Origin of the sequence: uncultured Pseudoalteromonas sp. (assembly GCF_963922945.1) — a bacterium.
Classification (GTDB): Bacteria; Pseudomonadota; Gammaproteobacteria; order Enterobacterales; family Alteromonadaceae; genus Pseudoalteromonas.
Genome location: NZ_CAWUKC010000056.1, coordinates 1 through 25,615, shown reverse-complemented (window position 1 = coordinate 25,615; position 25,615 = coordinate 1). Strand labels below are relative to the sequence as shown.

Sequence of the window (25,615 nt, the reverse complement as noted above, 5' to 3'; positions counted from 1 at the left end):
TGTAGCTCATTGGTTTAATTACCAACAATGTCTTAAACAGAATGACGATAACTGCTCGTGTTCGGGTGCTGAATCTGATCAGGCAGCTTAGTGTTGTTAGTGCTACAAACAACTAACGTGTAGCACTGCCTTTCAAAGCTCGGAGTTTAAATTTTTAATAGCCTAAAGCTAAAAGTGAGTTAAAGTAATCATCTAATATTGGTTTATTACGCTTGGCTTAGGTTAATTAATTTAATGAATACTGCTTTAAAATCCCTGCTGTTACTTTGCGCTTTAATGTGTTTTAAATTAAGCGCAAATACCCCCTACCAAATCCCTAGAAGCAGCGTTATAAAACTCACTGAGCCCGTGACCAATCGGGTATACCCTGTTTTTATTCAGCTTCCTAAGTCATATAAAAAGCACCCTGAAAAAATATATCCGGTTATTTATTTAACCGATGCACCGTATACGTTTCCTATTGTGGCAGGAGCGACGCGCTACCCTATGAATAGCGGCAAAATGCAGCAGGCTATTATTGTGGCCATTAGTTACGAAAAGGGCTCAAAAGGCGCCAACAGCCGAATTAGAGACTACACCCCAAATAAGGCTAAAAGCTGGAAAAAACAAACCGGTAATGCACTAAACCATGCACTGTTTTTAAAAAATACGGTACTGCCATTTATACAAAAAAATTACAGGGCGAGTAGCACACAAAAAACCTACATAGGTAACTCTTTAGGTGGCTTATTTGGCGTGACTATTTTATTTACAATGCCCGATTTATTTAACAATTATATAATTGGCAGCCCATCGGTTTGGTTTAATAACAATGCAGTATTAGCGTTAAAGGTAAATAAACCTAAAGTGCTTACAAAGGTTTATATATCGGTAGGGGCAAAAGAAACGCCAAGCTTTGGTGAAGGGCAAAATATGGTGCAAGGAGCAAAGCAATTAGCGCAAAAAATTAATGCACTTAACAGTGATAATATAGAGCTAAAAAGTGTTGTTATTGAAGGGGCTGGCCATGCAACCGCATTTCCTACTACAGCGATACAAGGGCTTGATTGGCTGCTGGGAATGACACCAATCGACTTAAATATTTAATCATTCTAGCGTGCTAAATAGAGCGCTAACAGCGTTATAAATTTCTCATGTAGAACAACTACATGTCGATATTTATGCCTTGTTATCACGCTATTTATCTGTCGCTATAAATGCCTAATAACTTAACACGATTGGTGTAGTCAATAAGCCTTAAAAAGTACTAAAGCTTAAGCGTTTTCTAGCTCTTGTTTCCAGTTTGCCAGTTCTTCAATAAATTCTGGGCCTATACCACAGCAGCCACCAATAATGCTTGCGCCTTGGCTGTGCCACGTTTTTGCAAATTCTAGGTATTCTGCAGGCGAAATATCGCGATACGCTTGCGAGCCTTCGTTGGCTTTGTAATCACGTGCGATAGGTGTAAAGCCATTAGCAAATGCGCCTAAAACAACGCTTTTATTTTGCTTAGCTAATACTGCGTTTGTATCGTTAAAGGCTTGCTCTATAACCTCAGGAATTGAGCAATTAAAGAAAATACCAGTAACATTTTGTTCAAGCAAAGCCGCTACGGCGTCACTTACCAGCTCACCAGATCGAAGTTTTGCTTGCTCACTTACCACATCCTCTAGAGTAAATGCGTAGTAGCAAGGCTTGTTTGAGCCTTTAAGTACGCTTGCCATAACGTGTGCTTCTTCAATGCTCGATATGGTCTCGCCAATCCATAAATCTACGTGCTCGTCTTGCGCTTTGTATAGCGTATCTAAAATAGTAAATGCGCGCTTACTTTCAAATAGTTCAGGGCGGTAAGAGCCAAAAGCGGGGGGTAATGAACCCGCGACTAATACATTTTGTTTAGCGTTTTGAGCAGCTTCTTTTGCTATAATGGCCGCTTGCTGTGCAAGGGCTGCGCCTTGAGCTTGGTATAGCGCTTCACCTAAATGAAAGGGTACACAGGCGTAGCTATTTGCGGTAATTATTTCAGCGCCTGCATCTATAAAACCTTGGTGGGCTTGGGTTACAAAATGCGGAGCTTCTATTAGAGCTTGTGCACTCCACAGTGGCTGTGTAAACGGTGCGCCAATACGCTTAAGTTCGCGTCCCATGCCGCCATCTAAAATAGTGAGTTTATTCATAACAAGTCTTTGTGTATTTTTACAATATGGCGCTATTCAACCATGTTTTTTATAAAATCATAATGAAACTTAGTCATCTTAAACATGAATGAAGCTCAATGCTTTTTATCGGGTATAAAAAAAGCGACATCTCACAGGAGAGTCGCTTATTTAAGTAGGCTAAACCTTACTTATAAAATACCTCTACCGTGCCTTTTACTTTCATTAGTAAAGGTTGGCCGCGGCGGTCTAGCGCTTTAGGTGCGGCAATTTTAATCCAGCCTTCGCTAATGCAGTATTCTTCTACATCAAAACGTTCTTTACCGTTTAGCTTTACGCCAATTTCGTGTTCAAACACTTCTTCTACGTAATATTTGCTGCGTGGATTAATAGAAAGCTGATCAGGTAATGCTGGTTTTGTTGAATCGGTCATGGTTTTAATCTTTATTAAAAAGTGATGCGCTATTGTAGGCAATCCACTCAATACGCTCAAGGTTTTAACTACACAATACAAAGCCAAGTATTAATAGTGCTATCCAAATGGTTTCGGCAACAATCATAATTATTGGTTTTAAGCCCACCTCGGTAAGTTTACCTAGGTTTGTTTTCATACCAATAGCCGCTATGGCGGCAATTAAAAAGAATCGAGAAAGCTCATTGGTGGTTTCAAGCACGATAGCGGGTAGGTTAATGGTGCTGTTAATAAGCATTAAAATAACAAAGCCAATTAAAAACCCGGGCACTTTTGGTAACTCGCCATGGTTGCCTTTATTTGAGCGGTTAATCACTACCATCATTATAAGCACTACAGGCAACAGCATGGCCACGCGTACTAGCTTGGTCAGTGTTGCTATATCGCCCGCCTCGGGCGATACCGAATAACCTGCCCCCACTACTTGGGCTACGTCATGTATGGTGCCACCTAAAAATACCCCAGCGTTGTGGGCGTCAAACTCAAGGTAGTTAACCACAATAGGGTATAAAATCATCGCTATGGTCGACATAGCCGTTACGCCAATTACAGTCAGCAAGGTATCGCGCTCTTTATGCTCGCTGCTTGGCATAATAGATGAAATAGCCAGTGCTGCCGATGCACCACAAATAGCGACTGAACCTCCGGTGAGTGCGCCAAAACGCTTTTGTAAACCAAATACCCGGGCAAGTACAACCCCTAAAATAATGGTGGTAAATATAGCGCCAGCTAGCATTAAAGCGGTTTGCCAACCCAGTGTTATTAAATCGCCCAGCGCTATACGGGTGCCAAGTAACACAATGCCTACGCGTAAAACCGTGGTGCCGGTAAAGTCTATGCCTTTAGCGCATGGGCTGTCGCTTTGATATAAAAACGACACCGCCATGCCTAATAATAAGGCAAATAGCATAGCGGGTGCGCCATAGTGTTCACTTAAAAATAAAGCGGCAAGGCCGGTCATTGCAGCAATGCTAGCCCCTTGCCATAATGGGGAAATTTTTACCTTTAGTGCATTGGTTAAGCTTTGCATTAGGCGTTAGCTGCTGTTAGTGCAACAAGCACTTGGCGTTTACGCTCGCCTGTAAATGGGCGGCGGCCATGCATAGCCATTTCGTTATCTACTAAGGCTACATCGCCATCTTGCCATGCTAAATCAAAGGTATAGTCTTTTGATAGCTCAACAATTTTTTCAAGTCCCGCTTTAGGAATAGCGCTGCCATCGCCAAAGGTAATAGCAACCGATGGATTTTCGCGAACGCCTTTCCAGCCCATGTAAGCGGCAATAAGTTGGTTATAAAAAACCTGTACGCCGTTTTCTAGGGTAAGTACAGCCGGTAAAACCGGGGTAATTGCTTTTAAAGACCCATCTTCTAGCCATTCCCATTCGTAACCTAGCTCGGTAAGCTTGCTGTGTGCTTCTTCTTTGGTTTCAACACTTAGGGTGCTTTTCCAGCTGCGGCCTTGGCCCGATGTAGCATCGTCGGCTGCGGGCATGTAAGTGGTGTATTTTAAGCCTTTTTGCTCAAAGTCATCGGCTAATTGGCTATCATATTGCTTTAATGCGCTAAATAACTTATCTGAGCGACAAAGTGGCGTTGCGCCGCCTTCCTCAGCTGCCGATTTACAAAAAAAGAACAGCTTACTTGGCGAAATAGGGGTTTGTGCCATTTCGTGATGAAGGTAAATTTCTACATCTTTAGGGGCTTCGTTAGCGGTAAATACACGCTCAGTAAAGTTAATACGTACCGCGTTAGAGAGCGATTCTTGGTAGGTAAAGTTGTCGTAATCAAACCCTGCTGAAAACGTATCAAAGGTTTCTGCGCTATTAATAGGAAAGCCTCTAAACAATACAGCACCTGAGCTGCGTAGTTTTTTAGCTAACTCGCTTTTGTGAGCGCGAATAAAAGCTACCGCTTCTTCAACGGTGCTGGCGTTATTGTTATTAACCACAATGCACGGAAAAACCGAGTCATCAAATGTTAATTGTGTAGGCACTTGGGCATAGTTAAGTTCGGTAGCTGACATTTTATTATCCTAATCGTAAATAGGGTGAAAACGGTTAAAGGCAGCTTCACAAAAGTGCCCAGGGTCGTTAAAACGGCGGTTGCTATTAAGCGCAGAAATTTGCGCCATTTCTTGCTCGGTTAATTCAAAGTCAAACAGCGCGAGATTTTCTTTCATGCGCTCAAACTTAGAGGTTTTTGGAATAATGGCGGTGCCACGTTGCACGCCCCAGCGCAGCACAACTTGAGCGGGGGTTTTGCCATGGTTTTGCGCCGCAGCTTTTACTACGCTTTGCTCAAGCACCGACTCAGTTTGATCGGCCATTTCAAGCTCAAGGTACGAAAGCGCACCCAGCGGTGAAAACGCTGTAACCGGAATATCATACTGTTTGGCAAGCCTTACTAGGCGCTCTTGGGTTAAATAAGGGTGCGACTCAATTTGCAGCATGGCGGGTTTAATTGTGGCGTAGGTCATTAAGTCGTGAATAAGTGCACTTGAGTAGTTACACACACCAATGCGCTTTGTTTTGTTGTTATGTACTTGCTCTTCCATTGCTTGCCACGTTAAGTGTAGCGGCACTTTTGCCAGCTCCATTTGTGGGTTTTGTGCATCTGGGTCTACAAACCACTCTGGTGGGTAGCGTGTTTCGATTGGCACAAACGTTTGCGCAATCGGAAAGTGAATTAAGTATAAGTCGAGGTAATCGAGCTTTAAATCGCTCAAGGTTTTATCAATGGCAAGCTCTACATGCTCTGGCGCATGAAAGGTATTCCATAGTTTTGAGGTAACCCATAATTCTTCGCGGGTACAAAGGCCGTCGTTAATTGCTTGGGCTATGCCATCGCCAACTTGTTCTTCGTTGCCGTAGTCTGATGCGCAATCAAGGTGGCGGTAGCCAGCTTTAATGGCTTGGTACACCGTTTGTGCACAATCTTCTTGTGCTACTTTCCATAAACCGAACCCGACTGGCGGGATGTTATTTGATGAACTCATTGGGAATTCCTGTTAAAATTGCATAATGACTTAGGTCTTGTATAAGACATAAGTTATTATACGAATCTAACAGTGTCAACACTGTGTTAACGCTTAGGTAGTAAATGGTTAGGTTAAAAAACCTGCAGGCAGCAAAAAGGCAGCGTTTGCTGCCTTTAAAAAATATTTAATAAGTATGCGCTAATATAACTTACACGCGGATAAAGCGCGGTGAATTAATCAAGTTCAATTTGGTAGTGGTAATGATCGCTACGGCATTTACTTAAACGGTATTCAATACGTTTACCTTCGATTGATTCGGTAATACGCGATACCAACAACAGTGGGTCGCCGGCTTTTATAGCTAGCATTTTAGCATCGGTTTCATCCGCTAATACCGCTTTAATGCTGTCTTGGGTTTTATGTACGGTTTGGTTAAATTTGGTTTGGTAGTAATGATACAATGTGTGCGGAATATCATTACTTTGATGTATATCAGGAAAGAAACTTTGCGGTAAGTATATAGTTTCGCTCATACAAAATTCGTTATCGAGAATACGTCTGCGGACAAGCTTAGTGACTTTGTCTTTTTTGTTAAGTTGCAGGGCATCAATAACATCTTTTGGTGCAGGGCAAAGCTCAACCGATAGTAGCTCGGCTTTAGGTAGATCGGCACCTTTACCATCGGCTTGCAGCGGAAAAAATCTAAACAGAGCATCTTGCGCTGTGTGCTCAGATACAAACGTACCAACACCTTGGCGGCGAGTAACTATTTTATCGTCGGTTAATAAATTAAGTGCTTTACGAACAGTGCCTTGGCTTACATTAAATTCTTCAGCAAGGCGAAATTCGCTTGGTAATACTTCGCCAGGCACCCAGCGTCTTTCAACAATGAGCTGTTTAATATAATCAGCCACTTGTAAGTAAAGTGGTTGAAAAGCCAAGCTAGGGCCACTTAATTTGTGATCAAACATAGAGTTACTCATTGTTATTTACCGTTAAATTTAATCCACCTGTATTTATATCATAGGTGAAAACTTTTGCGCAGCTTTGCGCAAGCTCAATTAATTGTGAACTATTGCCGTGTAGTTTGTTTTTACATTATGCCTAAAAACAAATCGTTACACTACAATAGCGCACATCTAGGATATTTAAAGTGCTCAGTATTTCGTTAGAACTCATCTTGCTTATGGCGCTGTGCCTAAGCCTTGCCACCATAATGCAAACACTCAGCGGGTTTGGCTTTGGGTTGTTGGTAGTGGCAAGTTTTACGCTACTTGATGTATTGCCGCTCACCGCGACTACCTTTTTAGTGAGTTTATTAGGCTTAGTTAACTCAACCACTGTGGTGGTAAAAAATCGCAATGCAGTAAAACTGCCTGAGCTAAAACTTATGTTGTATACCGGTATTCCGCTAATGCTGTTAGGTTTTATACTGCTTGAATATATGTCGGCGCATTTAACGCAATTTTTAAACTTTATTTTAGGTATTAGTATTTTGCTATGTTGTGGCTTAATGCTAATTGGTCGTGATAGAGCCAATAAGCAAAGCGGGCGTGGCTCATTTTTAATTGCTGGCGGCGTAAGTGGTTTGCTAGGCGGGCTGTTTTCAACGTCGGGGCCGCCGCTGGTGTTTCAGTGCTATAGACAAAGTTGGTCTATTGAGGCCATACGCAGCACATTACTTGCGGTATTTACCATTGGTGGCATAGTACGTGTAAGTATTGCGCTATTTGGCACCTTACCCGAGCTCGATATTATGTTTTTAATTGCTGCGGCCATACCTCTTGTGCTTTTAGTTACACACTTTGCCCGTAAATTAACGCCTTATGTTGATGCAAAATGGATTCGTATAATAGCAATTACTTTGCTGGGCTTAAGTGGGGTTTCGCTGGTGGCTACATCGGCACCGAGTATATTTTAAATCAAGGGCGTAAATTAACTTAACTTGAATTTATTTACGTTGACATGGGGATTACAATTATTTAACTTGTGTCTTATACAAGACTAATAATTGGTTAAGGAACTCCCATGAATGCATTTGAATTACATGAGCCAGACTGGAACGCTATAGAGCCAGCACGCTTAATTGCAGCGCCTAAGCTACAAGGCCATGTGCTAGTTTTACCGACCCAATTTGGCGAGGTTAGCGTTACCATTAGCCAGTTTGGTTTACGTTTAAATGCAGGCTCCACGCATGACGAGACGTTTAAAATATTAACCACCATCCCTTCTAACTTACCGCTTTCACTTAATACATTAGACCACGGCTTTGCAGCCACAGCCGGTGACTACCGCTTAGAATTTTACAGCGACCCGTTTTACTTTAAGCTTTATAAAAACGACAAATTAGTACAGCAATCAGCAACCGATGGCCACTTTGTGCGCCAGCATCGTTTACCACCACTGGCTAAAACCGATAACGGCTGGATTTTAAGCCTAGAGTTAAACTACGACGAAGCTGTATATGGCCTTGGAGAAAAGTGGGGCAAGCTTGATAAACGCGGTCAACTTATTCGCTCATACAACCACGATGCACTGGGCGTAAATGCCGAAAAGTCTTATAAAAACACACCATATGCATGGAGCCCAGAGGGCTGGAACTTATTTGTACACACACCAGCGCCCGTTACACATGGCGTAGGTTACGCACTTTGGTCGCAACGTGCTTATGTGTGTTTAGTAGAAGACGACGCATTAGATGTATTTTTATACCAAGAGCAAACGCCTACACAAAGTATTAATCGCTACTGCGAACTAACCGGTTTTGCACCGGTACCACCACAGTGGAGTTTTGGTGTTATTTTATCAAAAGCATATTACAAAGACGCCGACGAGCTATTAAGTGTTGCCCGCGAAGTGCGCGCTAAAAACATGCCATGTGATGTAATCACCCTTGATGGCCGTGCATGGCAAGACACCGACACCCGCTTTGCCTTTGAATGGGACCCAGCCCGTTACGCCGACCCAAAACCTGTGCTTGATGAACTAAAAGCCATGGATTTTAAAATTTGTGTGTGGGAATACCCAATGATCTCGGTAAACAACCCGTTATTTGCAAAAGCGGCCGAAAACGGTTGGCTAATAAAAGACAAACGCACAGGTAAAGCGTATCAATACGAGTGGGATTTAAGCCCATTTGGCGAAGTACTTACGCCATTACCTGAGTCGGGTATTTTAGATTTTACTCACCCCGATGCTTACGAATACTGGTTGGAGTCACACAAGCCATTGTTTGAGCTTGGCGTAGATATGATCAAAGCAGACTTTGGCGAACAGCTAGAAGACGAAAACATGGTATCGCACAGTGGCGACAGCGGCATTAGACTGCACAACGTTTATAGCATGTTGTACAACCGCTGCGTTTATGAAGCCGCCGAAAAATACTGTAAAACAGGGCCATTTTTGTTTAGTCGCTCAGCGTGGACTGGCAGCCAACGTTTCCCTGCACAATGGGGCGGCGACCCACAGGCCGATTGGCAAGGTTTAGCGGCGAGCATTCGCGGCAGCCTTGCGTGGGGTATGTCGGGCGGGCCATTTTTTGCAACCGACATTGGCGGATTTTATAAAGACACCCGCGATGCTGAGCTTTATGTGCGCTGGGCGCAAGCATCGGTATTTAGTGCGCATATGCGTTTACATGGCATTGGCCCACGCGAACCTTGGTCATACACCGAGCAAGCAAGTGACGCCGTATTTGCGGCGCTTAAATTACGCTATCAGTTAATTCCGTACTTACAAGAATGTGCAGAGCAAGCGCAGCAAACAGGGCTGCCTATTCAGCGTGCTATGGCACTGGCATTCCCTGATGAGGTACTGGCACATAGTTTTGATCAGCAATTTATGTGCGGCGAAAAACTCCTTGTTGTGCCATGTGTTGTACCAAACGGAAAAGTTAAATTTTACTTACCGCAAGGGGAATGGCTGAGCTTTCCTGACGGGCAAACGTACCAAGGTGGTAAGTATTACGAAGAAACACTAGAGCTTACACAAATGGCCGTATTTGTTCGTAAAGGTGATACGCTCATGCTAGGCCCAGAGGTTCAACACACAGAACAAGACATGAGCCAGCTAACAGCTTGGCCAAAATAAAACTCGGTAAATAGTAAACACACACAACACACGTAACACACACAATAATAAAGATATTAGCTTACTTTTTACCGAGTAAAGTAAGCTAAAAGGGGCGCAAGATGGAAGGTATGAACATTACCATGACACTGCTATCGTGCCTGGCGTTTATGGCGCTGGTAGGATATATCTCGTACCAAAAAACCAAAGGGGAAGTTAACACCCAAGACGGCTACTTTTTAGCGGGGCGCGGTTTAACAGGTACATTTATAGCGGGCTCAATGATCCTCACTAACTTATCGGCCGAACAACTTATTGGCCTTAATGGCTCAGCGTATGGTTACAACCTAAGCTCTATGGCATGGGAAGTAACAGCTGGTATATCAACCATTATAATGGCGCTGATCTTTTTACCGCGCTATTTAGCCGGTGCGTTTTCTACCTTGCCTGAATTTTTACGGGATCGTTTTGACGATCATGTACGCCGCATGACGGTGATCTTATTTATGGTAGGGTATTGTTTTATAACGATCCCATCTGTTTTGTACTCAGGATCAATCGCCGTTCTTAGGCTTTTTGATGTGCCTACCCTATTAAATTTAAGCTACCAAGCAAGTTTAATTGTCACCATTATTATTGTGGGTTCTGTGGGGGCTATTTATGCGGTATTTGGTGGTTTAAAGGCGGTTGCGGTATCCGATACCATTAACGGCGTTGGGTTATTAATTATTGGTATTTTAGTGCCAACACTTGGCCTTATTGCCCTTGGCGATGGTAACTTTGCCGATGGCTTAAGCACACTGGTAAACACCGATACCGAAAAGCTCAACGCCATTGGTAGCAGCGACGATCCCGTGCCATTTGGTACCATTTTTACCGGTATGATCCTCGCTAATTTATTTTACTGGGGCACCAATCAGTACGTGATCCAGCGTACATTGGGCGCTAAAAACTTAGTAGAAGGCCAAAAGGGCGTGTTGTTTTCAGGGTACTTTAAAGTGTTAGTGCCGTTTATGATGATGATCCCAGGCGTTATAGCGTATCACCTTTATAAACACGAAAGCTTACAAACCATAGATTTAGCCTACCCACATTTAGTTAAAGATGTACTGCCTCAGTACTTATCTGGGTTCTTTTTAGCGGTGTTACTCGGTGCGGTATTTAGCTCGTTTAATTCACTGTTAAATAGTGCTGCCACATTGTTTTGTTTAGATGTTTACAAACCAATGAAAAGAGACCAAGTAAGCGATGAAAAGCTAATTAAAGTCGCCAAAACAACCAGTATTGTAATTGCTATATTATCGTTTATTACTGCGCCATTACTAATGTTTGCGCCAGAGGGCTTATGGCACATAATTCGTGTATTTACCGGATTTTACAACATTCCGGTCATCACAATTGTGTTAGTGGGTTTATTTACTCGTAAAGTGCCTGCACTGGGCGCTAAAGTGGCGATTGTTTTTCATGTTATTGCCTACACTTTGCTTAAATTTGTGTGGGATGTAGACATTAACTTTATCCATATTTACGCCATATTATTTTTTATTGAGCTGGCCATTATGTTAGGTATTGGTTACTACAAACCTCTTGCTACACCATGGAAGTTTACTCGCAAAGCCGAGGTAAACCTAAGCCCTTGGAAATACGCACTGCCTTGCGCCATTGTATTGGTGAGCTTAATTGTAAGCCTGTACATACTGTTTTCTCCTCTTGGGCTTGTTGGTGGCACCAGCGTGTACTTTGTACCGAGCTTAGTTGCCGTTTGGACTAGCGCCTTTGTGCTTAGCTGGTGGAGCGTACGCCGATGGCACAAACGCTACACAAGCAGCTTGGCGCATATTGGCCTAGAGCGAGCATAACGCGCCTTTATATTCTTTATACAAATTTTAAATCACATTTTATTCACATAATATTTGCAATAAAGGGTGAGTTTGTTTAAGTTTATATCTCTTATATAAGACATAAGAGATATAAGGAAAATAACTACAACACTCTGGCACCGCTTTTTAGCAACCCACACACTTGCTAGCGCGGTAATTTAACAGCACACACGCACAATTTGGAGAATGACATGAGAGCTAAAAAGTCCGTCTTAAGCTTGGCAGTCACGTTAGCAATGACAACAGGTTTAGCACTAAGCACGCAAGCACACGCGCAGCAAGAGCAAACTGAACAACAAGCAGAGCAAAACGATAACGATAAGTTTGAAAAAATTGTTGTTACCTCACAAAAACGAACGCAAAGTTTAAACGAAGTACCACTGGCGGTATCTGTACTTAATAGTGATCAGATTGATTCGGCATTTGCTAATAACATGGAAGGTTTACAGTCTCTTGTGCCTTCGGTGAGCTTTAGAAAAGGCACCACAACCCGTAACTCAGCGCTAACGGTGCGTGGTATTGGTACTATTTCGTTTAGTATTGCTGCAGAGCCAAGTGTAGCAACCGTGGTTGATGGCGTGGTACTTGGCCGCTCTGGTCAAGCCTTTGCTGATTTATATGATGTATCTCGCATTGAGGTACTGCGCGGCCCACAAGGTACACTATTTGGTAAAAATGCCTCGGCGGGTGTGGTAAACATTACAACCAAAGACCCTTCATACGATACCACCGGCAGCGTAGAAACCTCGTTTTATCAAGATAACGAATACCGCTTTAAAGGCGTTGTAAGCGGTGGCTTAACCGACGATTTAGCAGCAAGCTTAACCGTATTTAAAGGTAAGTTTGATGGCTACATTGATAACGTTTACAACAACGAAAAAGTAAACGGCTATGACCGCGAAGGCGCACGTGCTGTATTTAAATACGAGCCAAGCGATGACTTAAACGTTAAATTTATTGCCGAATTTTATAACGCCGACGACGACTGCTGTGCCGATTTAGAAGCCTTACCAAGCGGCCGTAACCCAGATTCGCAAGCAGTACCAGACAGTAACGGTATTGTTGATGGCGTAGCCGATATAGACCTAGACCAACGTAAAGTTGATCACGACTATGAGTCGCGCACAATTGATGAACACAGCGCGTTTTCGGTACAGGTTGATAAAACCATTGGCGACTACACCTATACCTCAATTACAGCGCAGCGCTCGTGGGATAACACCGAATACCGCGAAGGCGACTTTACCTCGATTGCTGGCGACAGTAACCAGCCTGTATTTGGCGTGCCTTTTCAATTACACGATTTAGGTGCCCAGCAGTGGGATCAGTTTTCGCAAGAATTTAGAATTACTTCAAACCTAGCAGGTCCATTTAACTATGTGGCTGGTTTATTTTACTGGAACATGGACTCGCAACGTAACTTTACTCGTGACGCGAGTTGTCAAAATAACGCAGGCCAGCTAGACGCTGCCATGGCGTATTACGCACAAAATAACTTAACCGGTGCAGAGCTTGATGCCGCATTAGCCGACTTAGACGGCTACACACAAAGCTTAGGTGTAAGCTGTAATGCTAACGATATTGTGTCCGCAACCGCGTACATGAGCACCGAGTTTAACAACTGGGCAGCCTTTGCCGATGGTACTTACGATTTATCTGAAGATTTACGTGTACTGTTTGGTATTCGCTACACCGACGATGAAGTATCGTACACACACCGCCGTATTAGCAATGATGAGTTTGGTCGCACCGGTGTTGGTGTTCGCTCAGCAGCACTAAATACTGACGAATCAGGCAGTGCAGAAGAAACCAATGTGTCGGGTCGTTTAGGTATGCAATACGATTTAGGCGGTGGCCAAATGGTTTACGGTACTTATTCGCAAGGCTACAAAGGCCCTGGCTTTAATGTGTACTACAACTTTAACCCTGATAACGACAGCCGCGAAATTGCTCCAGAAGAGTCAGACGCGTACGAGTTAGGGTACAAATACGCAAGCCGCGATTTTGTATTTAACTTTGCTGTATTTAGAACCGAAATTGAAGGTTTTCAAGCCAATAACTTTGACTGTTCAGACGGTACTTGTATTACTCGCTTAACCAATGCCGGTGATGTAAGCACGCAAGGTGCTGAGGTTGACTTTATGTGGGCGGCTACCGACTCACTTACTTTAACCGGTGGTATTGCGTACATTAAAGCTGAAATTGACGAGTTTAATTGCCCGGCAGAAGTCGCTGCGGGTTCATGTACTGACCGCTCTGGCTTAGATGTTCCGTTTTCGCCAGATTTAAAATACTCGCTAAGTGCTGATTACTTTATTGAAACAGAGCACGACTTTAATATTCATATTAACGGCTCTTACATTTACACCGACGAGCAATACTCAGACCTTCCAAACAATGTAGGCGAGTTTAACCCTGCGGCATTATTACCTGATTACGGTATTTTAAATGCAAGTGTAGGCTTATCGTTTAAAGATGATGCATTTAGAGTGTCGCTTATTGCTAAAAACTTAACCGATGAAAGCTATGTAACCACCTACAGTGGCGATAACTTCCGTTATCAAATTCCGCGTGATGCAGAGCGCTACTTTGGCGTATCGTTTAAGGCGCGTTTTTAATGTTATAAATCCATCCCTGTGAAAATTGTGCTAAGCGCAGCGTTTAACCCGCTGCGCTTTTTTGTGTCTTAATTTTGTCATGGTTTAGTCATTGTTTTTTAATTAAAAGTACTCTTAGAGGTCACATCTGTTTTCTATAGTGCAGCGGTTACTTATTTGAGGTTTACGCTTCAAGCAAAAAACAACCACTACACAATGGGAATAATAAAGGATGAAAATTAAACAAGTTGCTGCGGCAGTTGGCTTAACGTTTATGTTAAGTGCTGCAAGTCATGCCGATGTATTACCACAAAGCCAAACAGACAATGACTGGTATACAAATGCCCAAACCACACTCACCAAAAAAACTGCGCTTGCACAAAATGCCTCAACAACAAAAGCAAAAAACGTTATTTTGTTTGTGGGCGACGGCATGGGTGTATCTACCCTTACGGCTGCGCGTATTTTACAAGGCCAAAGAGCGGGCAACTTAGGTGAAGAAGGTTATTTAAGCTTTGAAGAGTTTCCGTACTCAGCACAAGTAAAAACATACAACGTAGATGCACAAACACCAGACTCAGCAGGCACCATGACCGCAATGATCTCAGGGGTTAAAACTGATGTAGGCGTGATTGGTGTAGACGAAGACATAGAGCGCGGTGTGTGTTCAACTGTATCGGGTAATGAGCTTTTAACTGCAACAGAACTTGCTGAAATTAAAGGCCTAGCGACCGGTGTTATTTCAACAGCGCGTATTACCCATGCAACACCTGCGGCAACTTATGCTAAATCGGCAGACCGTAACTGGGAAGATATCTCAGATATGCCAGAGGGCTCAGAGGCTTGTGAAGACATTGCCTCGCAATTAGTTAATTTTGAAAAAAACCTAGAAGCCCGTTTTGTAGGTACCGACGTAGACGGCCTTGATTTTGTTATGGGTGGCGGACGTCGTCACTTTTTACCAAAAGATGAAGCCGCTAACTCAGCAGATGCACTTAGCGCGGTAGAAGGCGATCGTACTGATGAGCGTAACCTAGTTACCGAGTGGCAAACACAATACCCACAAGGTACGTATGTAATGGACCAAGCAGGCTTTGATGCCATTGCTGATGACGCCACTAAAGTATTTGGTTTATTTAACGAATCGCACATGCAATACGAAGCAGACCGCGCAAACGATATTGCCGGTGAGCCATCGCTTAGCGAAATGACCAGCAAAGCAATTGACGTATTAGGTAAAAACGAAAATGGTTTTTTCTTAACCGTTGAGTCAGGCCGTATTGACCACGCACACCACGCGGGTAATGCCTACAACGCGCTTAACGACACCATAGAATTTGCTAAAGCCGTGCAAGCTGCGGTAGATAACACCAACCCAGAAGAAACCCTTATTTTAGTCACCGCCGATCACAGCCACGTATTTACGATTGCTGGCTACCCTAAACGCGGTAACCCAATTTTAGGCCAAGTAGTTGCCGTAGGTGAAACCACACCAAGCCTTGCTGCCGACGATATGCCTTACACCACAGTAGGCTATGCAAATGGTTTAGGGTTTAGAAACTTAGTTGATGAAACAAATGCCGATGCAGCCTATACAGCTGGCCCAGTTGCTGGACGTGTAGAGCTTAGCGGTGTTGATACTACCAATGTTGGCTTTCACCAAGAAGCCACTGTCCCGCTTGGCTCAGAAACCCATGCTGGTGAAGATATTTCGCTGCATGCAAAAGGCCCAGGCGCACAGCTAGCTCAAGGCGTAATTGAGCAAAACGTAGTATTTCATTTAATTAATCAAGCTCTTGAACTAACTCAGCAATAATGGCGGCTAACATGAACAAATTAACAGCACTTTCTTTAGCAGTAATGGTCGCGCTAGCAGGTTGTAGTGACGACGACAAAGACGAAAATAATATTCTTGCGGTAGATAACACCATTGCAGTAGGCTCAGAGCAATGTGTTAATGGCGGCGTAGAAACTCAAACCGGCGTAGATACAAACGGCAACGGCGTGCTAGATAGCGGCGAAGTTACCTCTTCTAACCTAAAATGTAATGCACCTGCTACATCACTCACCAGCGAGCAACTTGCATCCTTAACAAGTAATGCATGGTTTAGCGGCGCACAAGAGCAACTTGTAAAAGCGCAGCAGGCCAGTGCCAATATAGTTACCGAGTCGGGCAAAGCTAAAAACGTGATTTTATTTGTTGGCGACGGCATGGGTATTTCAACTGTAACGGCTGCACGTATTTTAGCCGGCCAGCTTAAAGGCGGTTTAGGTGAAGACTACCAGCTAAGCTTTGAAAAAATGCCGTACTCAGGTTTTGTTAAAACCTACAACGTAGATGCCCAAACGCCAGACTCTGCAGGCACAATGACGGCAATAGTATCAGGTGTTAAAACCGATGTGGGCGTAATTGGTGTAGATGAAGACATTGAACGCGGTAGCTGCTCAACAGTTTCAGGCAACGAACTTGTAAGCTCACTAGAGCTTGCTGAGATTGCAGGTAAAGCAACGGGACTTGTTTCAACTGCACGTATTACCCATGCAACCCCTGCGGCAACATATGCTAAATCGGCTGACCGTAACTGGGAAGATAACTCAGATATGCCAGAGGGCACAGAAGCCTGTGAAGATATTGCATCGCAACTAGTTAACTTTGAAGCCAACCTAGAAGCGCGTTATACAGGTATTGATGTAGATGGTATTGATGTTGTAATGGGCGGCGGACGTCGTCACTTTTTACCAAAAGACGCCGCAGCAAACTCAGCCGATGCAGTTAGCGCAGTAGAAGGCGACCGCACTGATGGCCGCAACCTAGTAACCGAGTGGCAAACAACTTACCCAAGTGGCACTTACGTTATGGACCAAACGGGTTTTGATGCAATCAGCGATGATGCTACTAAAGTATTTGGTTTATTTAATGAATCTCACATGCAATACGAAGCGGATCGCGCAAACGATGTCGCGGGTGAGCCTTCACTTAGCCAAATGACCGAAAAAGCAATTAACGTGCTCGATAACAACGACAATGGCTTTTTCTTAACGGTAGAAGCGGGGCGTATAGACCACGCGCACCATGCGGGTAACGCCTACAATGCCCTAAACGACACAGTAGAGTTTGCAAAAGCTGTGCAAGTGGCAATGGACAACACCAACCCAGAAGAAACGCTCATAGTGGTTACTGCCGATCACAGCCACGTATTTACTATTGCAGGCTACCCTAAGCGTGGTAATCCAATATTAGGCAAAGTTGTTGCCGTGGGCGAAACCGAGCCAAGCCTAGCTGCCGACGATATGCCATACACCACAGTGGGCTACACCAACGGTGGCGGCTTTAGAGATTTAGGCGATGAAACCGATGCCGATGCAGGTTATGCATTTGCACCTGTTACAGGGCGTGTAGATTTAACCGATGTTGATACAACTTCAGCGGGCTTTCACCAAGAGGCGCTTGTACCACTTGGCTCAGAAACTCACGCAGGTGAAGATGTTGGCGTATACGCAATGGGCCCTGGCGCTCACTTAGTTACAGGCACTAACGAGCAAAGCTTTTTATTCCATGTAATGGACTTTGCAGCAGACTTAGTAACTACCGCTGATGAAAAAGTAACGCCATAAGTAATTTAATACGTACGCTCAACACATAAAGTACGTATTAAAAATGAAGTATTTAAAAACAACTCGTACGCTGTGCGAGTTGTTTTTTTATGTCATAAAAATGCCACTGTAAATGGGTATGGTAATGCCTATTACAGTGACGTTTAAATAAGAGATAATTGAATGAAACTCGCATTATTTTTAATGGCAACACTTGCCAGTACCAGCACCCTAGCGCAGCAATGTAATATTGATAGCGCGCATTTAAAAGCCGACTATAAAATTACCAATACTCATAAAAACGAGCAAAGCACACAGTCACTAACGCTTTGGCGAAACAACGGACAAGTTGCGCATCAGCGTGAGGTGATCACCGAGCTTTGGCAGCGCTTAGCCAACAAACAAATTCGCCCAATTCGTTATTTTAATGCTCAGCAACGCGGTATTGAATATCAGCCATCTGAGGTACGCGGTGTACAAAGTTGGAGCGCTAAAAATCAGCTGGTGGATACGCATTTAATCGAAAAAATGACCCTAGTTAACACCCAAGGCAACGGCTGCGATGAAGTAAAAAACTACACACTTTTTGAGGGCGACAATCAATTTAAACTCGCTTTACTTACCAAATCAAACTTGGTTAAAAGCTTTAGCGTAACCAATAAAAAAAGCCACACTCACACTGCGCTTAACCTAAATGATGTAAGTAGCAATAAAGCAGAAATAACCGCACAGTTTGCCAAATGGGATCGCTTTCAAACCACCGACTACGCCGACATAGGCGATAACGAAAACGACCCGTTTTTAGCAAAAATGATCAACCTAGGTTTTATAGAACACGGCGCAACGGGGTTTTATAACCAGCAAGGTAAAGCGATTCAAGGCGGTCACCACCACTAGATTTTAGTGTTTTTAAATGTAGTAGCTCATAGCTAGAAGGGTGATAGGTGGTTATGGGCTACAAGTAACATGAAAGAGCTTTCTTAAATTCCTGCCACAGATATAACCTAATCAAATACCTTCTTCGTATTTCAAAGTTAACATATCGCAGGAGGTTCTTTTTTGATAAAACATACGTTACTTAATATCGATACGCGACCAAGACTTAAAGCATCTTTATTATAAAAAATAAAGCTAGAGACTCATTCATTAATTGAGTTAATGGTTTTTTGCTTCTGTGAACGGACAATCATTCAGTATCCTGTCCGTGACTATATTTAGCCAAGCGTCATAATGGAAACTAATCCAATATAAAGGGGCTAATTAGTTATGGAAAAGTTAATTATTAAACTATTAAGCGTAGTGAGAGTTGAGAATGTTTCAACAGTTACTGTTTGTATTTGTCTTGTTTTATTAGTGTTTAAATTAGGGTGAAAAAATGGATATTGATGAGTTGACTGAGTTAGTTCGAGGGAAAGCTTTTTTTGCTGGCGCTTATAAAAATACACTTGAAGATGTAGTGGAAGTAAGAGAAATTTTAAAAGCTTCTTATAAACATAATGAGTTCCCATACTATTCAGAGTTTGAACATAGCTTGAATATGCTTAGGGAAAACTCATCACATAATGTAATTGAGCGTGAACAAGTAGAAAGTAATCCATTAAACACCTTTTTATACCTCATAGAGTCCGGGCTTTACCCACCCCCTGAGTTATTAATTGTTGTCGCGAGTTGTTTTAGATCTCATATGATTAGCGGAGGGAAAACTAGTCTATCTGAAGATTTCTTCGGAAAAGATAAGCAGTTCGATCATTGTATAAACGTGTCAAAGATTACTAAGTACATGGATTTTGAATTAAAATGGGTTATTGATAAAAAGGAATCATTGCAGGCCGTTGCGGAACAATACTTACTAGAGTGCTCAGAAAAAAATAATAACATATTCGGTGAAAATACTGATGTTGAAAGCTTCTTAAGAGGTTATCGTCGTTGGAAAAGTGATTAAAAAAACAAAAATGTTATTAAAATTATTTAGGTAATGAATGTTGGTCACAATGATTGCTACAGGCTTAATAGAGCGTTTAGTAATTATATTCCAAGTTTATGTGCTGCCAGCTATGCTAACAGCACAAATATAAAAGCCTTAACACTACTCAATATGAGCATCATCAGGCTTTTTAGGTCTATCAGCTAGCTCTGTTAGGCCGTCTTCACAGTCGCCGTGTTCGCAGGTATTTAAATCGCTTTGTGCTTGCTTATCTTGTTGTAGCACTTGTTTTAAATCTTCCATACGTTGGCGCACGGCTACGCCGTAGCTGGCGTCGTCGCCCCACAGTTCGGCTAGTTGCAATACGGCAGCACGGTCGTGATCTCTAAATAGTTTACCAGCGCGCTCGGCATCTTGTTTGTTGTTACCTAATAGCTCAAGGGCCTCTACCGCGAGGTTAATGGCTGAGTCGACTGTTTCACGGTTAAAGGCATCTACTTTTAAGTTAAGCATTTGATACGCATGGCGACGGTCGATGGCGCGAGCAACAATTTTAAGGTGTGGGTAGTTTTTATGCGCAAGTTTAATAATTTCGAGGGTTTTATCTGCATCGTCTATGGCGACTACCAGCATTTGTGCGGTGTGTGCGCCTGCGGCTTCAAGCAGTTCTTGGCGTGCGGCATCACCATAAAATACGGTATTGCCAAAGCGGCGTAGGAGCTCTATTTGGCTTGGGCTGTGATCAAGTACGGTAATGTCGTAGCCTTGCGCGTGCAGTAAGCGTCCCATAATTTGCCCAAAGCGCCCGTAGCCCGCAATAATTACGTGTTTAGCTGTGCTAATTTGCTCGGGCTTGTCGAACTCGGGCGCGCTGTTACTGGTGCGTTTTTGTAGCTGCTCGTAAACCATTAATAACAGTGGCGCAACCAACATTGAAACAGCCACCACTAACGTTACTAGGCTTGTTTGCTCTGGCGTTAATATGCTTAATGTAGTGGTTACACTTAATAGTACAAAGGCAAACTCACCACCTTGGGCAAGCGCTAATGCAAACAGCAGGCGCTGCTTTTTACTAATATTAAATGTGATGGCAAGGGCAAACAAAATACAGGCTTTTACTACAATTAGTAGGGCAACGAGTGCAATCACAGTAGTAAACTCATCAGCCAATAATTCAAAGTTAATAGATGCGCCAACGGTTATAAAAAATAGCCCTAACAGTAGGCCTTTAAAGGGCTCTATATCGGCTTCGAGCTCGTGTCTAAATTCGCTTTCGGCAAGGACTACACCGGCTAAAAATGTACCGAGTGCTGGTGATAAACCAATACTTTGCATCACAAGGGCAATAGCCACCACTAAAAATAGCGCAAAAATAGTAAATATTTCGCGCATGTGGGTTTGCGCTATGTATCTAAATAACGGGGCCGACACATATTTACCGCCAGCAATAATGGCGGCGATAACCGCGACCGATACGCCCACTTGTTGCCATACCGGCCAGCTTGCAATAATGGAGTCGCTAACCTCTTTTGAGCTACTTTGCGGTGCAAATGCAAGTAGCGGCAGAAGCGCCAAAATAGGAATAATGGCGATGTCTTGGAATAATAAAACCGAAAACGCATTTTGCCCGGCTTCTTGCTTTAGCCAGCCTTTTTCTTCAAGGCTTTGTAGCACAATAGCGGTAGATGAAAGCGCCAGCATTAAGCCTATTGCGAGGGCTGTTTGCCAGTGCATGGCAAAAAACCAGTAACAAAACGCAAAAATAGCCGCGGCGCTAAGTACGACCTGCAAGCCGCCAAGCCCTAGTATTGAATGGCGCAGCTTCCATAAACGGGCGGGTTGTAACTCAAGGCCCACCAAAAACAGCATCATCACTACGCCAAACTCGGCAAAGTGCATTACATCTGTTTGATCGCCCACAATACCTAAGGCGTAAGGGCCAATAAGTATGCCTGCAATTAAATAACCGAGTACCGAGCCAAGGCCGACTCGCTTGGCAATGGGTACAGCCACAATGGCCGCCGCTAAGTAAATTAAAGCTATTTCTAACACGCGTATATCCTAATAGTATCAAGATTTTTAGCATGGCTTAGTGGCTTTAAAAATACAATGGGTCATGTGGCTGAAAATGGATCATTTAGTCAAAATTAATCGGCTACTTTTACGGGGCCGTTAATGTTGTCAATGCTTACATCGCCTGATCCCGATTCGGTAATGGTAAGCCCTTTGGCGTGATTGACACGAATGTCGCCTGAGCCATCTTCAATGGTGACGCTTGCTTGCACGTGTTCGATAACTAAATCGCCGGAGTTGTCGTCTACATCAACCGCACCATTAATGTTATTAATGACGATGCTGCCTGAGCCGTCTTCAACATTTAAGGTACCGCGTACATTGCTAATACGCATATCGCCCGAGCCATCATCAACTTCGGCGTTGCCGCTAACATTATTTATATTTACGCCACCAGAGCCGTCGGTAAGTGCTAAGTTGCCCGTGATGTTTTCAAGAGTGATATCGCCTGAGCCATCTTCAATAGTGAGGTTTTTAGCACTGTTGATAGATAAGCTGCCAGAGCCGTCCTCTATATCTATGTTATTTTGCATGGTGCTTATTGCAATGTCGCCAGAGCCATCATCAATATCGAGCATTAAATTACTTGGCACGGTAACCACTAAATCGATATGTGGTGATTGACCGCTGTAAAAACGCATACCGCTGGCAGTATTGTTGTTTGCAATTAAAGTGGCTTGCTTGCCGTTTTGCTCGAGGGTGAGTGTGTATTCGTCTTCAATGTCGGCTGTGTAAATTGTGGCATCTACGCTTATGCTGGTGGCATTGGGCGAGCCTGTAATTGTAAGGCTACCTGCACCGCTTAATACGTTTAAGTATTCTAGGTTATTACTTGGCAGTGATAACTGCTGAGTTTGCTTAACTGAGGCAACGCTTGGCGATATATGAAACACGCAGCCGCTTAATAATAAAATACCACCAATAAGTGAAAGTGGTTTTGTAATGCCAGATACAGTTGATGAGCTCATGTTTAGTCCTTTGGTATTATTTGTATTTATATAGCCAATATAGAGCAAAAACGAGACCAATTATAAGTGATTGTTTTTATTGAGGTGGAGTGTGTTTATGAAAAGAGGATTTACTAATAAGTGGTTAAATACACTAAGAAGTAATTAAAAAAGGATGCACATGGCATCCTTTTTAAGTGTGTGCTTTTAGGTTAATTATTAAAAGCTGTAAGTAATGTTACCGTATAGGAAACGTCCGTCTAATCCGTACGGTGCGTATGGCGTGTACGGGAATATTTGGCCAAAGTTAGAGTAACCAATGTTATCTACCGTTGCTTGCGGGTACTGATCGAACAAGTTGTTTGCACCTACTGCAAATTTCCAGTATTCGTCTGGACGGTAGGCAACCTCTAGGTCGGTGATCCATTTAGGGTCAATGTACTCATCGCGATCGGCTGTGGTTGAAATATCAGCCACTTCTCCGTAGCGCGTTGCGCGTAGAGTGGTTTGCCATTCGTTAAAGTTCCACACTGCTGATAGGTTCCATTTGCTATCTGGCGTGCCTTCTTCAAATCGGCCTACTTCACGGCGTGCAAATACTACGTAGTCATCACCGAGTGAATTTAGCTCGCTTGGGTTGTCATCTACATGTGTTACTTCGGTATCGTTAAAGTTAGCGGCTACGTTTAAACGTAAGTCACCAAAATCGCTTAAATCTAAGTTATAGGTAGCAACAATATCAACACCTTGCGTGCGTGAGTCGATTGCGTTAGTAAAGTAACGTACGCTTTCTGTGTTTAGTTCGCCGGCATTTTGCAGTATTTCTACTACAGCATCGCCCTCAAGGTTTTCAGACAATACAATACGGTCATCAATATCAATGCGGTAGGCATCTACTGTTAGGCTAAAGCTGCCTTGCGTGTACATAAAGCCTGCTGTTACGTTTACTGACTCTTCGGCGTCAAGTTGTTCAGCACCTAGTGCTTGCGCTGCTGCTGAATCGGTAGGGAATAAACCGACTTCAAACGGTTGGTTGTTCTCAAGTACGGTAGAAATTTGACGGTACGAGCTTTGCGCAAGTGATGGCGCACGGAAACCTGTGCTAATTGCCCCGCGTAGTGATAGATTTTCGTTGATGCTGTAACGCGACGCAAGCTTTGATGTAAACGTATCACCAAAGTCGGTGTAATCTTCGTAGCGACCCGCTAAAACTAAGTTCCAGTCTTCTGTTAGGTAAGTATCAAACTCAACGTATAACGCTACGTTATGGCGACTCTCGTCGGTTACGCTTTCTGGGCCAAAACCCGCTAATACTTGTGCACCACCGGCAGCAATAGGGTTACCATCGCTATCTAATGCAGTAATGTAAGAGGCTTCTTCGCCTTGCTCAATTTTGTAGCTTTCGTGGCGGTACTCTGCACCTACAGTGAAAAATACGTCATCAGGTAAGCCAAAATCAAGGGTGGTATTTGCTGTGGCGTTAACTAAAAATTGATCGTAAACCAATGCACCGTTGTCGAATTCGGTTGGGCTATCTGCTCCTAGTGATGTATTGATGCTATTAACAACGCCGAAACCAAAGTCATTACGGCCGTAGTTGGTACTTACATCCCATGTCCACTGACCAGTTTCGCCTTGTAGGCCTAGGGCAAATGAGTAATCTTGTACGTCGGTTTCAATTTGCGGTAAAAAGCCGTCAGGGTACACTTCTAAAATGTTACGGCTGTCTTTTGCACGGCGGTAAAAACCACCTGAATTACCTTCGCGTTTTGAGTAGCTACCAAACGAATATAAGTTATAGCCGTTATCAAAGTCGTAACCCATGTTGTAAAACAGTGCGTAGTCTTCAAGCTCTGCTTTACCAAAGCGGTGGTTATAGCGGTCGATAGTAAATTCGCGCGGGTCTAAGCTGCCATCTTCTAGGCGGTCGTATTGCTCGCGCGGGTCAAAGCCTGAGCGCTGAGTTGAGTCGTTATCACGCTGCTCAATTGAGATATTTACAAAACCGTTATCTAACAGCTCAAAACCAGCATTTGCGCTTATTGTACGTGTTGCACCATCGTTTACTTCGCGGTCGGCACCGGTATTAAAGGCAAGGTTGCCATCGGCATCTGCGTAGGTGCTTTCTAGCTGAGGAGCGCCTGCCATTTGGGTGTCGTACTCGCCGTAGGTTACGCTTACGCTGCCACCTTCTGAGGCATCTTTAAGTACTATGTTAATAACACCGGCAATGGCGTCTGAGCCATACTGTGCGGCTGCGCCATCACGTAGTACTTCTACGCGTTTAATGGCTGAGGTTGGGATCATGTTTAAGTCAACGGCGGTAGAGCCACGGCCAACAACACCTGCTAAGTTTAATAGCGCGCCAGCATGGCGGCGTTTACCATTAATAAGTACTAGAGTGTGATCGGGTGCTAAACCACGTAAAACAGCAGGTTTAGCGTGGTCTGTACCATCACCCATAGTGGCACTTGGGTAGTTAAAGCTAGGAACTTGGTTTGCCAGTATTTGGCTAATTTCTAGCTGTCCCGTACTTTTCATGTCACCACTGGTGATAATGTCCACAGGGACGGTACTTTCGGCAATACTACGCAGGCTACGGCGGGTACCGGTAACCGAAATCACTTCAATACTTTCTTGTGCTTGTGTGTCTTGCTCTGCAGCAATAGCTGGAGAATAAGACGCGCCAAGCGCAGAGGTAACGGCCAGACTAAGTGCTACTCTTTTGGCTGATAATTGCTTTAACATGATGTTGATTCCCTTAAGGGCTGCTGACGATTGATTTTAAAAAGGAGCGCATAATATAAAAGGCGCTACCTGTGTGCAAAGATAAAAACTGTCTAAGTTATTCTAAGTTGTTAACTACAAAAATGACAGTTTACGGGTGCTATAGGCGTTTAGATCGCTCGAGTTGCAATCTTGTGCCGAATGGCTGCAAATTCAAGG

18 protein-coding genes are annotated in these 25,615 nt (G+C 43.6%); 9 read left to right on the top strand and 9 right to left on the bottom strand.

What is annotated here, in order from left to right:
* The first annotated feature begins 234 nt into the window (after positions 1-234).
* Positions 235-1,086, top strand: coding sequence for an alpha/beta hydrolase-fold protein (locus AABI99_RS12320; protein ID WP_338366145.1), 852 nt, complete (start codon positions 235-237; stop codon positions 1,084-1,086).
* 167 nt (positions 1,087-1,253) lie between these two features.
* On the opposite strand, the gene AABI99_RS12315 is transcribed toward AABI99_RS12320, so the two are convergent.
* The 6 genes from AABI99_RS12315 to AABI99_RS12290 all read right to left on the bottom strand — a co-directional run bounded on the left by AABI99_RS12315 (position 1,254) and on the right by AABI99_RS12290 (position 6,569).
* The gene (locus AABI99_RS12315) at positions 1,254-2,156 is read right to left on the bottom strand and encodes a homocysteine S-methyltransferase family protein (RefSeq protein ID WP_338366143.1); all 903 of its coding nucleotides are present in this window, start codon (positions 2,154-2,156) and stop codon (positions 1,254-1,256) included.
* Between the two features lie 166 nt (positions 2,157-2,322).
* Positions 2,323-2,568, bottom strand: coding sequence for a DUF3297 family protein (locus AABI99_RS12310; RefSeq protein WP_338366141.1), 246 nt, complete (start codon positions 2,566-2,568; stop codon positions 2,323-2,325).
* 64 nt (positions 2,569-2,632) lie between these two features.
* Positions 2,633-3,637 (bottom strand): YeiH family protein, encoded by a 1,005-nt coding sequence (locus AABI99_RS12305; protein WP_338366139.1) that lies wholly within the window; start codon positions 3,635-3,637, stop codon positions 2,633-2,635.
* Positions 3,637-4,632, bottom strand: coding sequence for a TauD/TfdA family dioxygenase (locus tag AABI99_RS12300; protein ID WP_138612900.1), 996 nt, complete (start codon positions 4,630-4,632; stop codon positions 3,637-3,639). The genes AABI99_RS12305 and AABI99_RS12300 overlap by 1 nt, the downstream gene beginning before the upstream one ends.
* 9 nt (positions 4,633-4,641) lie before the next feature.
* Positions 4,642-5,604 (bottom strand): aldo/keto reductase, encoded by a 963-nt coding sequence (locus AABI99_RS12295; protein WP_338366136.1) that lies wholly within the window; start codon positions 5,602-5,604, stop codon positions 4,642-4,644.
* A 215-nt stretch (positions 5,605-5,819) separates the two neighbouring features.
* Positions 5,820-6,569, bottom strand: a complete 750-nt coding sequence (locus AABI99_RS12290; RefSeq protein WP_338366134.1) for a GntR family transcriptional regulator — start codon at positions 6,567-6,569, stop codon at positions 5,820-5,822.
* A gap of 170 nt (positions 6,570-6,739) precedes the next feature.
* Between AABI99_RS12290 and AABI99_RS12285 the strand changes: the two genes are divergently transcribed.
* From AABI99_RS12285 to AABI99_RS12250, 8 genes are all read left to right on the top strand, one after another.
* Entirely contained in the window at positions 6,740-7,507 is a 768-nt protein-coding gene (locus AABI99_RS12285; protein ID WP_338366132.1) for a sulfite exporter TauE/SafE family protein, read from the top strand.
* A gap of 107 nt (positions 7,508-7,614) precedes the next feature.
* Positions 7,615-9,675, top strand: a complete 2,061-nt coding sequence (locus AABI99_RS12280) for a TIM-barrel domain-containing protein (protein WP_338366130.1) — start codon at positions 7,615-7,617, stop codon at positions 9,673-9,675.
* A gap of 101 nt (positions 9,676-9,776) precedes the next feature.
* Positions 9,777-11,513: a solute:sodium symporter family transporter gene (locus AABI99_RS12275; RefSeq protein WP_338366129.1), complete on the top strand. Its 1,737-nt coding sequence runs from the start codon at positions 9,777-9,779 to the stop codon at positions 11,511-11,513.
* Between the two features lie 212 nt (positions 11,514-11,725).
* Complete coding sequence (locus AABI99_RS12270) at positions 11,726-14,152, top strand: TonB-dependent receptor (protein WP_338366128.1); 2,427 nt, start codon at positions 11,726-11,728, stop codon at positions 14,150-14,152.
* A gap of 211 nt (positions 14,153-14,363) precedes the next feature.
* Complete coding sequence (locus AABI99_RS12265) at positions 14,364-15,947, top strand: alkaline phosphatase (RefSeq protein ID WP_338366127.1); 1,584 nt, start codon at positions 14,364-14,366, stop codon at positions 15,945-15,947.
* 11 nt (positions 15,948-15,958) lie between these two features.
* The gene (locus AABI99_RS12260) at positions 15,959-17,746 is read left to right on the top strand and encodes an alkaline phosphatase (RefSeq protein ID WP_338366126.1); all 1,788 of its coding nucleotides are present in this window, start codon (positions 15,959-15,961) and stop codon (positions 17,744-17,746) included.
* Positions 17,747-17,908: 162 nt separating this feature from the next.
* Positions 17,909-18,622: a hypothetical protein gene (locus AABI99_RS12255; RefSeq protein ID WP_338366125.1), complete on the top strand. Its 714-nt coding sequence runs from the start codon at positions 17,909-17,911 to the stop codon at positions 18,620-18,622.
* Between the two features lie 478 nt (positions 18,623-19,100).
* Positions 19,101-19,667, top strand: coding sequence for a hypothetical protein (locus AABI99_RS12250; protein ID WP_338366123.1), 567 nt, complete (start codon positions 19,101-19,103; stop codon positions 19,665-19,667).
* Between the two features lie 144 nt (positions 19,668-19,811).
* Here the strand turns inward: AABI99_RS12250 and AABI99_RS12245 are convergent, their stop codons facing one another.
* From AABI99_RS12245 to AABI99_RS12235, 3 genes are all read right to left on the bottom strand, one after another.
* Positions 19,812-21,701: a monovalent cation:proton antiporter-2 (CPA2) family protein gene (locus AABI99_RS12245; RefSeq protein WP_338366122.1), complete on the bottom strand. Its 1,890-nt coding sequence runs from the start codon at positions 21,699-21,701 to the stop codon at positions 19,812-19,814.
* Between the two features lie 95 nt (positions 21,702-21,796).
* On the bottom strand, positions 21,797-22,690 hold the full coding sequence (locus tag AABI99_RS12240; protein WP_338366120.1) for a DUF4097 family beta strand repeat-containing protein: 894 nt from the start codon (positions 22,688-22,690) through the stop codon (positions 21,797-21,799).
* 198 nt (positions 22,691-22,888) lie between these two features.
* Positions 22,889-25,420, bottom strand: a complete 2,532-nt coding sequence (locus tag AABI99_RS12235) for a TonB-dependent receptor (protein WP_338366146.1) — start codon at positions 25,418-25,420, stop codon at positions 22,889-22,891.
* Between the last annotated feature and the right edge of the window lie 195 nt (positions 25,421-25,615).

Coding starts and splice junctions, on each gene's coding strand:
- AABI99_RS12320 (WP_338366145.1), top strand. CDS start 235: ATGAATACTGCTTTAAAATCCCTGCTGTTACTTTGCGCTTTAATGTGT.
- AABI99_RS12315 (WP_338366143.1), bottom strand. CDS start 2,156: ATGAATAAACTCACTATTTTAGATGGCGGCATGGGACGCGAACTTAAG.
- AABI99_RS12310 (WP_338366141.1), bottom strand. CDS start 2,568: ATGACCGATTCAACAAAACCAGCATTACCTGATCAGCTTTCTATTAAT.
- AABI99_RS12305 (WP_338366139.1), bottom strand. CDS start 3,637: ATGCAAAGCTTAACCAATGCACTAAAGGTAAAAATTTCCCCATTATGG.
- AABI99_RS12300 (WP_138612900.1), bottom strand. CDS start 4,632: ATGTCAGCTACCGAACTTAACTATGCCCAAGTGCCTACACAATTAACA.
- AABI99_RS12295 (WP_338366136.1), bottom strand. CDS start 5,604: ATGAGTTCATCAAATAACATCCCGCCAGTCGGGTTCGGTTTATGGAAA.
- AABI99_RS12290 (WP_338366134.1), bottom strand. CDS start 6,569: ATGAGTAACTCTATGTTTGATCACAAATTAAGTGGCCCTAGCTTGGCT.
- AABI99_RS12280 (WP_338366130.1), top strand. CDS start 7,615: ATGAATGCATTTGAATTACATGAGCCAGACTGGAACGCTATAGAGCCA.
- AABI99_RS12275 (WP_338366129.1), top strand. CDS start 9,777: ATGGAAGGTATGAACATTACCATGACACTGCTATCGTGCCTGGCGTTT.
- AABI99_RS12270 (WP_338366128.1), top strand. CDS start 11,726: ATGAGAGCTAAAAAGTCCGTCTTAAGCTTGGCAGTCACGTTAGCAATG.
- AABI99_RS12265 (WP_338366127.1), top strand. CDS start 14,364: ATGAAAATTAAACAAGTTGCTGCGGCAGTTGGCTTAACGTTTATGTTA.
- AABI99_RS12260 (WP_338366126.1), top strand. CDS start 15,959: ATGAACAAATTAACAGCACTTTCTTTAGCAGTAATGGTCGCGCTAGCA.
- AABI99_RS12255 (WP_338366125.1), top strand. CDS start 17,909: ATGAAACTCGCATTATTTTTAATGGCAACACTTGCCAGTACCAGCACC.
- AABI99_RS12250 (WP_338366123.1), top strand. CDS start 19,101: ATGGATATTGATGAGTTGACTGAGTTAGTTCGAGGGAAAGCTTTTTTT.
- AABI99_RS12240 (WP_338366120.1), bottom strand. CDS start 22,690: ATGAGCTCATCAACTGTATCTGGCATTACAAAACCACTTTCACTTATT.